Origin of the sequence: Oscillibacter sp. PC13 (genome assembly GCF_900115635.1) — a bacterium.
Taxonomy (GTDB): domain Bacteria; phylum Bacillota; class Clostridia; order Oscillospirales; family Oscillospiraceae; genus Oscillibacter.
In genome coordinates this window covers 50474-64672 of record NZ_FOXE01000013.1, presented here as the reverse complement: position 1 = coordinate 64672, position 14199 = coordinate 50474, and the positions used below count along the sequence as shown (strand labels likewise).

Here is a 14199-nt window from a genome sequence, read left to right as displayed (position 1 = left end):
GGAAGAATTCTTCTCTAGGTTACCCTGATCTTGGGAATTCATGCATCAGGCCAAGTGCAAAATTCCAACGGCTGAGGGTACTTGCCCCCTGCTCCAAAAGGGTAAGTCAGGCCTTTTCGGCGGAGGAGATTGGGAGGGGATCAAACAGGGACGGGAGATGGCCGCCGGAAACGGCCCTGACCGGCAGCAACCAACTTCGCAGCCACACCAAATCCTATCTGGAACCGTAATGGAAATATAAAAAAGGTTCGCTCCGTGTTAAACGGAGCGAACCTTTTAAAGCATTTGAACAGGCTTGCATCTTACAGGCTGTTAGCCTGTTCCACCACCTGCCGAATGGCCTCTGCGGCATCAGCGGGCAGTTTGTTGAACCCGCCCTCAACGGCGTCCAGCTTTGTCACATAGTCCAGCCGGTCGGCCATCCGGGCCTTCAACTGGGCGACATATTCGTGATCGGTCAGATCCGGCACAAAGCCCTCCCACTCGAAGATCTCAATGTCGGAGAAGGGGCCCCAAGGCTTAAACTGCGCCTTGCCTTCCACAACGGCCTCCAGAACGCCTAGGGTGTCCTCTTTCTGCACCTTCTTGCCCATGAACTCTCCCGTGTTGATGATATAGCAGGCAACGTTCTTCTCGGCCACCAGCTTCTTGAATTTCTCGTAGTCGTTTACCAGCGGATAGGTGCGGAAGGGGTTGGCATAGGGCTCCACCACCAGGGCGTTGGGATCCACACCGGCCTTCAGCCGCTCGGCAGAAGAGCGCTTGGTGGCCAGCGTGGCACCCATGACAGAGGCCAGGGACGCGCCCTTCAGCTTCACAATCGGGGGAATAGTGGGGTCTTTCATAATCCAGAAGATGGCGTTCACCGGAGAGTCAATCTTATCCACCCGGTTGGGGGACCAGAGCTTGCTCTTAATGGCACGACCATTGCCGTTGCGCACATCCTCAGTGACCAGAACCACCTTGCCGTCCTCGTCCAGGGTGGCGGAGCAGTTCTGGGCGGTCAGCAAATACTTGTTGTCCGGGGAGTCCACGGGATAGTCGGCGGTCTTGTCAAAATAGGTGGGCTCCAGGGCAATAGAGGCGCAGGTATCGGAGTTGATGATGAAAGCGTCATCGTGGAGCACTTTGATGGAGGGATACTTGCCGCCGTGCTTGGCGTGGGTCAGGGTGGACTTGCCGGATCCGGACAGGCCGAACACCGCCGCCACGTATTTGCTGCCGTCATCCAGTGTGTACTCCTTCTGACCGCCGTGGCAGGAGGCATAGCCGTTCCGGTTGGCGATAGCCCAAGCCAGGGTCAGCGTGCCCTTCTTGTGCTCACCGAAATAGCGCATGCCAAGGATCGCCGCACAGTTGGTATCTGTGTTGAAATAGCACAGGCACTTGGGGTCACAGACCGCTTCCTGACCCGGCGCACCGGCCCACTGGGGATCAGAGAAGATGTAGATGTCCGGTTCTTTTCCATCTCCTACGGGCTTGGATCGCTTATACATCTTGGTGTACTCGTCGGAGAGATACTGGAAGTTCAGCATCCAGTTATAGAGCAGATTTTCCTCACCCTCCGGAATCAGCAGGTGGGCCTTGACCATAAACTCAGGATCCAGACCGATATAGGTTTCGGCATGGTACATGGTCTTCCAGCGGGTGTCGTATACGGCGTCCATCACAATTTTGTCCAGAGCGGTAGTATCCACACCGGGTTTGCCGGTGATGCGGCGGGCCGGAGCGTAGCGGCCGGTGATGGATCCGTCGTTGAACAGCAGTACCTTAGCGTCCGGCTCCAGGCCGAACTCCTCGCCCCGGTAGACAGGCATATCGGTGACGATGGTACCGGGAGAGTTCTTTGCCAAGTCATAGGCCTCCCGCAGTGAGTTGACCTTCACCACATTGTTGCCGTAAAAAGGTGCCTCGATGATTGAACGGGTCTTGGAAAAACCAACTTTTCCGGGCCCGATTTCAGTTCTGGGATAATAGGCTTTTGTGGACATAATTGCTCCTCCTGTCAGAATCATTTTCAGGGAATTCAAAAAATGTGATTGTTATCAATGATACCGTAGAATCTTCCAAAAATCAAGTACTAAATCGTTTGCTTTTTGTGCCTTTCCAAATAAACGGCCAAATCTGAGAAGTTCTGAAGCGTCAATTTTTCTCCGCGAATATCGGCGGGCAGTCCGCACTCTGCAATGGCCGCCTGAATACACTCCTTGGACATTGCCGGAAGCGCGGCGGCAAGGCTGTTGGCCAGTGTTTTCCGACGCAGCAAAAAGCCGCCCCGCATCACTTTGAAAAAAAACGCCTCATCCTCTACCTCCACGGCGGGCCGGTCCCGCCGCACACAGCGGATGACGGAAGAGGTCACCTTTGGAGGCGGCAGAAACTTTTCAGGCAGTACATCGAAAAGAAGCTCTGTCTCCATATGATATTGCAGAAACAGGGAAAAAGAACCCCCGTCGGAAGAACCCTGGGCTGCACAGAGCCGCCGGGCGACTTCCCGCTGAATCATCACGGTGACAGACTGAAAGCATGGAGTCTCCACCAGCTTTTCCAGCACTGGCGTGGTGATGTTATAGGGCAGATTGGCACAGACAATAGGGGTGAGCCCGCCAAATTTCTCCGCTGCCAGTGCCGCAAGATCCAGCTTCATCACATCGCCCGGCACAATTTCCACGTTTGGGTATGGGGCCATGGTCTCTGCCAAAACGGGCAGCAGAGACTTATCCAGCTCCACCGAGACCACCTTCCCGGCTCTCCGGGACAGCTCCGCCGTCAGCGGGCCGATGCCGGGACCGATCTCCAGCACCCCGCAGTGCTCGTCGGCACAGGAGGCTGCAGCAATATCTGCGGGAACCTGCGGGTCGATGAGGAAGTTTTGCCCCATGGATTTTGAAAAATGAAATCCGTGCCGCCCAAGCAGCTCCCGGATGGTATTGTAATTGCAAAGGTTCATGGCACAGCCGCCTTTCTCTCAGGTGAGAATCAGTATACCAGATTTTCGGTGATTTGAAAAGAAGGGAAGTTCCGGCCTTGCAAAAATCCGTCGGATATGATTCAATAAATTTTAAAATGAAAAGAATCGGAGAGAAGATGGCCAATGATAGAAACTGTTTTTTTGGACCTGGACAATACCATCCTGGACTTTACCCATGCGGAGGCCGTCGCCCTTCGCAGGGCGCTGATGGAGACGGGACTTCCGGCGGAAGACAGTGTCCTGGCCCGGTATCACGCTATCAACCAGCGGCAGTGGGAACTGCTGGAGGCGGGAATTCTCACCCGGGAGCAAGTACTGACCACACGCTTTGAGCTGCTGTTTCAGGAGCTGGGCGTACAGGCGGACCCCAGATCCGTCTGTGACCGCTATGAGGGTTATCTGGCGGAGGGCCACTTTTTGATTCCCGGCGCGCTGGAGCTTCTGCGGGAGCTGGCTCCCCGGTACGACCTGTACCTGGCCTCCAACGGTGCCGCCGCTGTTCAGTACAGCCGCCTGAAGAAAGCGGGAATTGGAGCCTATTTCAAGGGAGTGTTTATTTCGGAAGAGGTGGGGTGCGACAAGCCCGGCAAGGCGTTTTTTGACCGCTGTTTTGCCGCCATCCTCAACTTTCACCGGATGACTGCGCTGATGGTGGGAGATAGTCTGACCTCGGATATTCAAGGCGGGATCAATGCGGAAATCCGTACCTGTTTGTACTGCCCGGAGGGAGAGACGTCCCGCCGGGACATCATCCCGGATTTCGTTATCCGCCGCCTCGGCGAACTTCCGCCCCTGCTGGAGACGCTGTAAAAAGGACGCATCCGCAGAACAGAAGTGCCCTTCTGAAACGAAAAAAGGATCCGTCATGAACATAGAACTCCCCGGCAGGTTTTTACCTGCCGGGGAGTTCTTCATCCCAGAATATACACGGTACAGCTACGCCGTCCGAAGTTGATGCACTGCTGATACGTGTCGTAGTACAAATCAACCTTATTACCCCGTACACCGGTATCTGCAGCCACTGCCTGGCCATAGACCACGCCGTCATTGGTGACGATATACATCCGGGTGCCCAGAGGGATGACGCTCTTGTCCACCGCCACAGTGCCGACCTTGACGAAGGTGCCGGTAGCCGTGGTATAATCCGCACCGCCGTGCCCGGCGGTATAGGCAGTGGCTGTCATGGACTTGACGCCGGAAAAGTCCAGTGTGGTGCCGTCTGCCAGTGTCAGAGTACCACTGCCGTCAGCATTTTTGGATATGCCGGCAATGGGCTGTGCAGCTGCAGAGGCAGACGCTTCCTTGGCAGTGCCGTATTCAATCACCTCGTCCACAGCGGTGCTGTCCAGCTCCTCCACAAATTGGCGGGAGATCATTTCGCCGCCGGACCACACCACTTCGTAGACAGAAGTGCGGACGCCGTCGGCGCCGGCTTGGACAAGCAGCTCCGTGCCCTCCGGCAAGTCAGGATTGGCAACCCGGACCGTCTCATAAGCGGCGGTCTCTGTCACCCGGTCATAGTAAGTCAGCTGATCGCCGACTGTCAGTTCCACGCTGTCGCCGGAGAGATCGACTGCTACCATGTCCAAGGGGCCCGGAATAATATGCATCCGGGTCAGCAGTGCAGAGATGCTCTCTTTTTTAGACTGGGTGGAGATGGTTTGCCCATCATAGCTGATGGTGACATTTTTTCCGGAAGCCAGCGTTACATCAAAGCCGGTACTGCTGGTAGAAAGAAATACCAGTTGAGAGGAAAAATCCTGTACTTGGGCAGATTCGTCCAGTACGATGGCAGAGTCCTCCGCACCCGTCAGAATATACAGGGCGTTGGCCCGGTCCGTGGCAGCGCCGGAAACAACAATAACGGCAAAGAGCATAAACACGGGCAAACCGTGACGCTTCCAGAAATGATGCAGTTTTTGGAGCAAGTATTGTGTGTCCAAAAAACATACCTCCTGTAAGTGGTTTTCCGAGTTCATTTTTCCCGGTTTTTGGAAGAACCATACCAGGGAATCCTCCAAAGAAAAACAACTTGTAACTTTTGTTACCAATCGAAAAACTGGGGTTAGTATACACCATAGCCCCACTTCTGTCAAGTTTTTGGTGAGAAACAGGTGTTATGTCCCCCACTTTCACCGAAATTTGACAAGAAAAAACTGGGAGAATGTGGAATGCTTCAATGAAAAGTAACAAAGTGATAACAAGATATGTACAAAAAAATCAGTCTGTACCCTGAGAAGGAAATACAGACTGATTTTCAAGAAAAAGACACGTTTTACAAACTTCTTACTGAATTTTTGGAGTAAAACCCAAATCGTCCAACTCGTCCATGGCCGTCTTGACGCAGTGCTCGCAGCCGTCGATGGTAACGGTCTTTTCCGGCAGACTGACGGTAAAGTTCAACTCCGCGGCGGAGAGGGCGTTGGTGATGCGCTTTACACAGTTTTCACACATCATATCGGGTACAGAAATGGTTGTCATGTTCAGAATCCTCCTTTTAATTTTCTCATATGCATTGGGTCAATTTACTTCATCATTTTTTGAATGGTGGAGACCAAATCATCTACCACGTCCAGCTTTCCGTTTTGAATATCCTGCACGACACAGGTGCGGATATGACTGCCCAGCAGTTCCCGGGCAAAAGCGTTCAGCGCCGACTGGATGGCGGAGACCTGCACCAGAATATCCGTGCAGTAGGCCTCTTTTTCCACCATGCCGCGGACGCCCCGCACTTGGCCTTCAATGCGGCTGAGTCGCCGCAGCAGGGCGTCTGCCTCCGGCTGCTCCCGGTGCTTATGGCGGCAGCAGTCGGCGCCAATCTCCTGCGGCGTCAGTCCCAGTTGGGTTTGCATGATGGCGAACACGTCTGCACTGCCATCCTGGTTTTTCTCGTGAGATGCCATAAAATCCTCCTTTACAGTTTGGCGTGCCCCAGCCGCAGAGCATTGCCCACCACGCATACGGAACTCAAAGACATGGCAGCGCCGGCAAACATGGGAGAGAGCAGCGGCCCGCCGAAAAGATACAGCAAACCGGCCGCAATGGGAATACCGATGGTGTTGTAGCAGAAGGCCCAGAACAGGTTCTGCTTGATATCCCGCAGTGTCAGGCGGCTTAGGCGGATGGCCCGGCTGACGTCCTCCAAATCGTCCCGCATTAATACGATGTCAGCGGACTCAATGGCGATGTCGCTGCCGCTACCGATGGCACAGCCAACTTCCGCCTGGGTCAGGGCTGGGGCGTCGTTGATGCCGTCACCCACCATCATCACGGTACGGCCTTTCTCTTGTAAGTCCTGAATGACACCGGCTTTCTCCTCGGGCAGCACCTCGGCAATCACCTCGTCCGCACCCACCAGACTGCCGATGTGGCGGGCTGCCGCCTGGTTGTCCCCGGTCAGGAGCACTGTATGAATACCCTGCTCCTTCATCCGGCGGACGGCATCGGCGCTGGTCTCTTTTACCGGATCTGCTATGCTGATAAGCCCCAGCAGCGCGCCTTCCCTTGCAAAGTACATGGGCGTCTGCCCCTCCGCCGCCAGACGATCCGCGTTCAGCAGCAGGGGAGAGACATCCACGCCGTATTCCTCCAAGAGCCTCCGGTTGCCTGCCAGCACGGTCTTCCCATCCAATTGGGCCTTCAGGCCCCGGCCGGACAGGCTTTCAAAGCTCTCCGGGCGCTTGCTGCCGTCAAAGCCATGGGCTTTTGCATAAGCAGAGATGGCGTTTGCCAATGGGTGAGCACTGACGGCCTCCACTGCCGCGGCAGTTTCCAACAGTACACCTTTTTCACACTGGTGGGGAAGAATTTCCGTTACGGCAGGCTCTCCCTTTGTCACCGTACCGGTTTTATCCAGAACCACAGTGTCCACACTGTGGGTGATTTCCAGAATTTCACCGGAGCGAATCAGGATGCCGTGGCGTGCGCCGAGTCCGGTACCCACCATAATGGCGGTGGGAGTCGCCAGACCAAGGGCGCAGGGGCAGGCAATTACCAGCACGGAGGTGAATACCCGCAGCACAAAGGCAAAGGGCTGTCCATCCACTGCCCAGGCGGCGGCGGCCAGCAGGGCAATTGCGATGACCGTGGGAACAAATATCCCGGCCACTTTGTCAGCCGTCTTTGAGATGGGTGCTTTCCGTCCCTGGGCGTCCTCCACGAAGCGGATAATCCGGGCCAGGGTGGTATCCTCGCCAGTGCGGGTCACGGTGACGTACAGGATACCGTTCAGGTTCACGCTCCCGCCGATGACCTCGCTGCCAACCGTTTTTTCCACAGGCAGGCTCTCCCCGGTGAGCATAGCTTCGTTGACGCTGCTCTCCCCCTGGGAAACCGTACCATCGGCGGGAACCCGGGCACCGGGTTTCACCAGCACCACATCGCCGGTTTTCAGGGATTTGGTGGGTACCTCCTTGCCGCTCTCCGCCAAAATGGCAGTGTCCGGAGACAGCTGCATCAGCGCGGTAATAGCCCCCTTGGTTTTTTGCATGTTCCGGCTCTCCAGAAATTTCCCCAGGGATACCAGCGTCAGCACCACGGCGGCGGACTCATAGTAGAGATTGTGGACATAGGCGTGGGGATCGTCGGAGATGAGAAAGGTCATCACCACGCTGTACACAAAGGAACAGGCGGAGCCGATGGCCACCAGGGAGTCCATGTTAGGGTTCCGGTTCGACAGGGCCTTAAAGCCGCCGGTAAAGAAATGCCGCCCGCAGTACAGCACGGGAATGGTCAGAAGCAGCTGTAAAATTGCAAAGTTCACCGGATGGGTGTGCATGGAGAAAATATCCGGCAGAGGCAGGGCGGGCAATCCGAAGGGCAGCATCTGCCCCATGGAGACATACAGCAGTACCAGGGAGAAAGCTCCTGCTGTCACCAGTTCCCATTTTTTTCGCCGCAACTCTGCTTCCGCGGCGTCCTTTGTGTCCGGCACCGCAGCTTCCTGATGCTCCTTATGGAGAACTGCGCCAAAGCCGGCTTTCTCCACCTTGGCCACAATCTGCTCCGGCGTCACCTGGGTTTCATCATAGGTGATGGTCATGATCTCCGTGGTCAGATTGACCTCGCTTCGCTCCACACCCGGCAGCTTCCGGGTAACCTTTTCCACAGATGCGCTGCACGCCGCGCAGTGCATTCCGGAGATGTCGTATGTTTCTTCCCGCATGGGACCTCCTGTTCTCCAGAGGATGATACCCCTGGGGGGTATTTTCTGAACTGTAATATATACCCCTGGGGGGTATTTGTCAAGGGGCTTTTTTATAGTGTTCTCCGGGAAGCGGAAAAATTTCAAAAATCCACGAGGATTCTCATAGGGACAGATGCGGAGCTGTCGCCTGATAAAGAACCAGCCCCGTCCATTTTTTAAATGGACGGGGCTGGTTCTTGATTGCGGACTCCTGAAGGCGGGAGAACCGGGCTTTTTTTCAAAACGAAAGACAAGGCAATCAGGATTCGGGCGCTTCCTCCGCCAGCTCCGCCTGTGCTTCCGCCAGAATTTTTTTCTCTGCCTTGGTGGTTAGCTGGGAGGCGTCGAACTGCGCAAACAGATCCGGACGGCGGACGATGGTGCGCTTATAGCTCTCCTTCTTCCGCCAGGCGGCCACTTTGCCGTGGTCCCCGGAGAGCAGAATCTCCGGCACCTGGCGGCCATGCCATTCCGCAGGGCGGGAGTACTGGGGATACTCCAGCAGGCCGTTCCAGTGGGATTCCTCCTGAAAGCACTCGGCATCCGGCAGAACGCCGGGGACCATGCGGCATACGGCATCCGCCACCGCCATGGCAGGAATTTCTCCGCCGGTGAGAACAAAGTCGCCCATGGAGAGTTCCTCGTCCACACACTCGTCGATAAAGCGCTGGTCGATGCCCTCGTAGTGGCCGCAGACGAGAATCAGATGGTCATACTGTGCCTTCAGCTCCTTCGCCACCTCCTGATTGAAGGTCCGGCCGCAGGGGGACATGAAAATCGTGCGGCCAGGACCATAGGTTTCCACAATGTGCGCCCAGCAGTGGTACAGCGGATCCGCCTGCATGACGGCGCCGCGGCCTCCGCCGTAGGGGTAGTCGTCCACCTGCATCTGCTTGTTGGTGGTGTACTGCCGGATCTGATGGGTGCGGATGGCAATATATCCCCGCTCTTGGGCACGGCCCAGAATGCTGACGTTCAGCATGGCATCCACGGACTCCGGGAACAGCGTCATAATATCAATCTGCATCCGTGGCCATCCCCTCCAGAATATGGACGGTCATGCGGTTCGCGTCCATATCCACAGATTTGATAAACACATCGGGCACGGCAGGAATCAGGTATTCGTGCGTGCCGCGGACAGTATAAACCTGATGGGCCGGATAATTCTCCACTGCCGTCAGCTCCCCCAGTTCCTCGTCGGTTTCCTCGTCGAAAACCCGGAGGCCCAGCAGCTCATCATCAAAGAACTGGCCATCCTCCAGGTTGGCGTCTTCCCGGCGGATATACAGGTCCTTGTCCTTCAGAGCCAGGGCGGTGTTCATATCGTCCACACCGGGGAACTTCATCAGTACCAAGCTCTTGTGAACATGGTTGGCAGTGGGGGTGACAGCCTGGCCGTCCAGCAAAAAGGTTTTGAAGTGGGTGAGAGAGGCCGGATCACCGCCCCGGGGCTGAACCCGGACTTCTCCCCGGATACCGTGGGCGTTGACAATGCGGCCAATTTTAATACGTTCCAGTTTCATGGAGATCGTCTCCTTATCATTTCGTAGTTCGGCGAGGCGGATTCTGCTTAGAAAGGCTGCGGAACAGGGGAAAAATGGAAGCCCAGTCCTCGTGCATGGTAAAATCAGCGGGGTTATCGGCATTGTAGCAGCTGCCGATGGATAGGGAAAACCGGGCGTGCGCTTCGCCATCCAGACCGTCCAGCAGCGCAGCCAGATGATAGACCGCCATAAGACCTTTCAGCGCTGACAGGCGTTCCGGCAGATACGACTGTGTTTCTGCAAACCATTCCAGAAACTCCGGAGTGAAGGAAACTGCCTTGGATTTGCTGTGGACCAGGCGGTTTCGCTCCTGAACCAGTTCCCGGAGCAAATTGATTGCCCGACAGCCGGGATCGATGACAGAACCGGTGATAAGCCGGGGAATCACCAGCCACTTGGAGGTCAGATCCAGCTTGTCCAGATACTTGGAGACATAGCCGTCCCCTAGATTTCGGGCGGCGTAATCATAGATGAATGCCTCCAGTGCCATGGCAGAAAAGCAAATGGAAATGCTGAACTCCTGTTCCGCAGGCATTTCGAGAAGGCTGCGCTGATACATGGCATCCACATCCTCCTGAGAGAAGAGAGGGAGGAGCTTTTGGTAGGCCTCTTCACCGCTCAAGAAATGTTTTACGGCGATTTCGGCAAAGGTGAAACTGTTGGTGAAAAGCCGGGCCATAGAGAGATTCCCCCTGACAACTTTGGCGAGAGCGGTACAAACCACCATAATACTGCGGACATTATAGCGTACTTTGTCCAGAAGGACAAGAGGTGCTTTTTGAGCACAGGTATGGGATTTTGAAGCAAACAGAATGCAAAGAATGGACGCAGCCCTGCGGAGATTAGGCGCATATTCCTATCTCTGGGGCAGATGATTACACCATGAGCCGGGTTGTACTGTGAGCATACTCCGGCTGGGAATATGGATTTTATAGCGGTAGAGTGAGAAAAAGAAGCGGTGCAGCTGCACCGCTTCTTTTTAGTCTACAATATCGACGGAAACCTTTACGCCGGTACGCTGGGCATAGGAGCGGATCACGGTCCGGATCTCCTTTGCGATGCGACCCTGACGGCCGATGACCTTGCCCATGTCGTCGGGGGCGACGCGCAGCTCCAACGTCAGTTCCTGATCGCCCTGCACTTCCGTAACAGAGACGGCGTCGGGATCATCCACGAGGTTTCTGGCGATGTAGAGCAGCAAGTCTTTCATGCTCCGCCCTCCGAATCAGAGGACTTCTACTTTTTTCAGCAGAGCTCTGACCGTATCGGTGGGCTGGGCACCGGACTTGATCCAGGCCTGGGCGCGCTCGGTATCAATTTTGATCTCGGCAGGAGCCACGCAAGGGTTGTAGGTACCAAGCTCCTCGATAAAACGGCCGTCCCGGGGGAAGCGGGAATCGGCAACCACAACGCGATAGAAGGGAGCCTTCTTGGCGCCCATACGGCGCAGTCTGATTTTAACCATGTTTGTTACCTCCAAAAAAATTAAAAAAATCGAATATTTCTATAAATGCCGTGCACTTATATACAAAATTATTTAAACCGCTTTTTCCGTCCAAACCCGGACATGGGGCCGCGGCCACCCATCTGGGGTATCCGTCCCCGGGAGAATTGCTTTGTCAGCTGCTGGATGGCATCAAACTGCTTGAGCAGCCGATTCACATCCACGACCTCCAGACCGCAGCCTGCGGCAATCCGCCGCTTCCGGCTGGCATTCAGAATCTGTGGATTTTCCCGCTCCAGCGGAGTCATGGAGAGGATGATGGCTTCTGTATGGGCCAGCGCCTTTTCATCAATGCTGGCGCCCTGCAGCTGCTTCCCCATGCCGCCGGGCATCATACCCGCCAGCTGGCTTAAATCTCCCATGCCACGAAGCTGCTGAAGCTGCTCATAATAGTCCTGCAGGGAGAGACGGTTTTTCCGCATCTTTTCCTGCAGCTTGGCCGCCTGCTTCTCATCATACGTCTGCTGGGCTTTTTCAATAAAGGACAGCATATCGCCCATACCGAGAATCCGGGAGGCCATGCGGTCTGGATGGAAGGGCTCGATCATATCCAGCTTTTCGCCGGTACCCACAAATTTGATGGGTTTTCCAGTGGAGGCCCGGATGGAGAGGGCGGCGCCGCCGCGGGCGTCACCGTCCAGCTTGGTGAGAATCACGCCGTCAATGCCAAGAGCCTCGTCAAAGGCAGACGCGGCGTTCACCGCATCCTGGCCGGTCATGGCGTCCACCACCAGCAAAATCTCATTGGGATGGACGGCGGCCTTCATCCGCTTCAGCTCGTCCATCAGTGTCTCGTCCACGTGGAGGCGGCCTGCGGTATCCAAGAAGACCATATCGCTGCCGTGATCCTTCGCGTGGCGGAGGGCGTTTTGAGCGATTTCCACCGGATCTCCCTGCCCCTGCTCAAAAACCGGCAGATCCAGCTGGCCGCCCACCACCTTCAGCTGCTCAATCGCGGCGGGGCGGTAGACGTCACAAGCCGCCAGAAGGGGGCGTTTTGTATACTGCTTTCGCATCAGCCCGGCCAGCTTCGCGGTCGTGGTGGTTTTGCCGGCGCCCTGCAGGCCCACCATCATGACCACAGTGGGGCCGTTGTTGGCCATGGAGAGCTTGGCGGTACCGCCGCCCATCAGGCTGGTCAATTCCTCATTGACGATTTTGATGACCTGCTGAGCGGGGGTCAGGCTGTCCAGCACGTCGGTGCCCACGGCACGCTCCGTGACCTTGGACACAAATTCCTTGACCACCTTATAGCCAACGTCCGCTTCCAGAAGGGCGAGACGGACTTCCCGCATGGCCTCCCGAACGTCATTTTCTGTCAGACGGCCCTTGCCCCGGAGCTTTTTGAACGTTGCATTCAGTTTTTCAGTGAGACCTTCAAATGCCATAGATTATTCCTTCAATGCAGCGGTTTCCGCATGGATGAGATCGGCCAACTCACTGAGCCGGGCATCCTCATACTGACGGTAGTTGATGGTTTTGATCTCTGCGGCGGCAGCCTCGATAGCGTCCAGATGGGGACGGAGTGCCTCAAAACGTTTGATGAGGCCGGTTTTGTCCTCCACTTCCTGCATGACACCCTCCGCCCGGACAACGACATCCCGGACACCCTGACGGGAAATCCCTGCGTTTTCCGCAATTTCCGCCAGGGACAGGTCCTCATTATAATAGAGGTCAAAGAACTCTTTCTGCCGCTCTGTCAGGAGTTCTCCGTAAAAATCGAAGAGCATGGTCATGCGGTAAGTCTGATTTTTCATCGAGAAGACTCCTTTCTGTAAAGTTTTATACCTTTACAACGAGGAATAGTTTACAGGAATTTGATGAAAAAGTCAAGGGGAAACTGGGAAGAAATTCAGAAAAAATCAGGTGTGGGCGCTTTTTTATAAGGATTGCTTGCAGAATTGCGGGGAAGCGCATAGGATGGGAGAAATGACAGGGGAACTGGAGGAGAAAACATGGTATTTGACGCGCATTCCGATCTGCTGTACGATGTGGCGCGGCGGCGCCTGGCGGGGGAGAGCCGGGTGCTGGAGAGACGCCATCTGGATCGGCTGCAAAAGGGCGGCCTGGAGGGATTGGTGCTGTCGGTCTGGACCAGTGCAGCAGTGGGGGAGACCTTTTGGAAGGATACGGATTGGTGTGCACCGGAGGCATTTCTCGGACGGACGCACCAGATGCTTTCCTACGCCAGGGATGACCTTGCGGAGTGTGAGCGCATGCGGCTGGTACATAGCTGGACGGAAGCGGCAGCTGCCCGGGGGGAGGGGAAGATCTATGCTTTCCTGGGAATCGAGGGCATGGCGGCCATCGGGACGGAGCTGCGCGGCATCGACTGGTACTATGACGCGGGAGCCAGAACCGGAATGCTGACCTGGAATGAGGAGAATGCCTTCGCCACCGGTGCAGGGGGAGACGCTTACAGCGGCCTGTCGGAGCTGGGACGGCAGGCCGTACGAAGGATGCAGAAAAAGCGGATGCTGGTGGATGTGTCCCATCTGAATGACGGGAGTTTCTGGGATGTGATGAAGCTGACGGCAGCACCGGTGATTGCATCTCATTCCAATTGCCGGCGTTTGTGCGACGTGCGGCGGAATCTGTCGGACGACCAGCTGCGGGCCATTCGGGATGTAGACGGCGTGGTAGGGCTGAATGCTTATCACGGTTTCGTTCACGAGGATCACAGGCAGCAGACCGCCCGGACTTTGGCCCGGCATGCGGCTCATATGGCGGATGTCATCGGCGTGGAACATGTTGGCTGCGGCTTTGATTTTTGCCACTTTATGGGGCCGGGCAACGAGGGCGCGGAAGGGCTGGAGGATGCCGCCCAGATCAAAAATCTGTTCTACTGGCTGGAGCAGCTGGGTATGACAGTGGAAGAGCGTGAAAAAATTGCCCATGGAAATTTCCAGCGGGTGCTGGAGGACGTGCTTGGATAAGAAGGGAAAATAGAATTTGAATTATATGGGAAGATATACTATAATGTTATATCTCGATA

General features: G+C 55.7%; 15 protein-coding genes. 2 read left to right on the top strand and 13 right to left on the bottom strand.

Going from position 1 to position 14199, the window contains the following annotated elements; genetic code table 11:
• Positions 1-302: 302 nt before the first annotated feature.
• Together BMZ81_RS09190 and rsmA are read right to left on the bottom strand one after the other, a co-directional pair.
• Positions 303-1991 carry a phosphoenolpyruvate carboxykinase (ATP) gene (locus BMZ81_RS09190; protein ID WP_091131213.1) on the bottom strand — a complete coding sequence of 563 codons (1689 nt, stop codon included), beginning with the start codon at positions 1989-1991 and terminating at the stop codon, positions 303-305.
• Between the two features lie 89 nt (positions 1992-2080).
• Positions 2081-2950, bottom strand: a complete 870-nt coding sequence (rsmA, locus tag BMZ81_RS09185) for a 16S rRNA (adenine(1518)-N(6)/adenine(1519)-N(6))-dimethyltransferase RsmA (protein ID WP_091131211.1) — start codon at positions 2948-2950, stop codon at positions 2081-2083.
• Positions 2951-3094: 144 nt separating this feature from the next.
• On the opposite strand from rsmA, the gene BMZ81_RS09180 reads away from it, so the two are divergent.
• Positions 3095-3781: a YjjG family noncanonical pyrimidine nucleotidase gene (locus BMZ81_RS09180; RefSeq protein WP_091131209.1), complete on the top strand. Its 687-nt coding sequence runs from the start codon at positions 3095-3097 to the stop codon at positions 3779-3781.
• Between the two features lie 101 nt (positions 3782-3882).
• Here BMZ81_RS09180 and BMZ81_RS09175 read toward each other — a convergent pair whose 3' ends face one another.
• The 11 genes from BMZ81_RS09175 to ylxM all read right to left on the bottom strand — a co-directional run bounded on the left by BMZ81_RS09175 (position 3883) and on the right by ylxM (position 12961).
• The gene (locus BMZ81_RS09175; protein ID WP_242942609.1) at positions 3883-4914 is read right to left on the bottom strand and encodes a G5 and 3D domain-containing protein; all 1032 of its coding nucleotides are present in this window, start codon (positions 4912-4914) and stop codon (positions 3883-3885) included.
• A gap of 343 nt (positions 4915-5257) precedes the next feature.
• Complete coding sequence (locus BMZ81_RS09170) at positions 5258-5452, bottom strand: heavy-metal-associated domain-containing protein (RefSeq protein WP_091131208.1); 195 nt, start codon at positions 5450-5452, stop codon at positions 5258-5260.
• Between the two features lie 44 nt (positions 5453-5496).
• Positions 5497-5874 carry a metal-sensing transcriptional repressor gene (locus tag BMZ81_RS09165; RefSeq protein ID WP_347498060.1) on the bottom strand — a complete coding sequence of 126 codons (378 nt, stop codon included), beginning with the start codon at positions 5872-5874 and terminating at the stop codon, positions 5497-5499.
• 11 nt (positions 5875-5885) lie between these two features.
• Positions 5886-8135 carry a heavy metal translocating P-type ATPase gene (locus tag BMZ81_RS09160; protein WP_091131205.1) on the bottom strand — a complete coding sequence of 750 codons (2250 nt, stop codon included), beginning with the start codon at positions 8133-8135 and terminating at the stop codon, positions 5886-5888.
• A 280-nt stretch (positions 8136-8415) separates the two neighbouring features.
• Positions 8416-9183 carry a tRNA (guanosine(37)-N1)-methyltransferase TrmD gene (gene trmD, locus BMZ81_RS09155; protein WP_091131203.1) on the bottom strand — a complete coding sequence of 256 codons (768 nt, stop codon included), beginning with the start codon at positions 9181-9183 and terminating at the stop codon, positions 8416-8418.
• Positions 9173-9679 (bottom strand): ribosome maturation factor RimM, encoded by a 507-nt coding sequence (gene rimM, locus BMZ81_RS09150; protein ID WP_091131201.1) that lies wholly within the window; start codon positions 9677-9679, stop codon positions 9173-9175. The genes trmD and rimM overlap by 11 nt, the downstream gene beginning before the upstream one ends.
• 16 nt (positions 9680-9695) lie before the next feature.
• A complete protein-coding gene (locus tag BMZ81_RS09145) occupies positions 9696-10379 on the bottom strand; it encodes a hypothetical protein (RefSeq protein ID WP_091131198.1) in 684 nt (227 codons plus the stop codon).
• A gap of 300 nt (positions 10380-10679) precedes the next feature.
• Entirely contained in the window at positions 10680-10910 is a 231-nt protein-coding gene (locus tag BMZ81_RS09140) for a KH domain-containing protein (RefSeq protein WP_022290839.1), read from the bottom strand.
• 15 nt (positions 10911-10925) lie between these two features.
• Positions 10926-11165 (bottom strand): 30S ribosomal protein S16, encoded by a 240-nt coding sequence (rpsP, locus tag BMZ81_RS09135; RefSeq protein ID WP_022290838.1) that lies wholly within the window; start codon positions 11163-11165, stop codon positions 10926-10928.
• Positions 11166-11233: 68 nt separating this feature from the next.
• The gene (gene ffh / locus BMZ81_RS09130) at positions 11234-12592 is read right to left on the bottom strand and encodes a signal recognition particle protein (protein WP_091131195.1); all 1359 of its coding nucleotides are present in this window, start codon (positions 12590-12592) and stop codon (positions 11234-11236) included.
• 3 nt (positions 12593-12595) lie between these two features.
• Positions 12596-12961 carry a YlxM family DNA-binding protein gene (gene ylxM / locus BMZ81_RS09125; RefSeq protein ID WP_091131193.1) on the bottom strand — a complete coding sequence of 122 codons (366 nt, stop codon included), beginning with the start codon at positions 12959-12961 and terminating at the stop codon, positions 12596-12598.
• A gap of 198 nt (positions 12962-13159) precedes the next feature.
• Between ylxM and BMZ81_RS09120 the strand changes: the two genes are divergently transcribed.
• Positions 13160-14140 carry a dipeptidase gene (locus tag BMZ81_RS09120; RefSeq protein WP_091131190.1) on the top strand — a complete coding sequence of 327 codons (981 nt, stop codon included), beginning with the start codon at positions 13160-13162 and terminating at the stop codon, positions 14138-14140.
• The last annotated feature ends 59 nt before the right edge of the window (positions 14141-14199 follow it).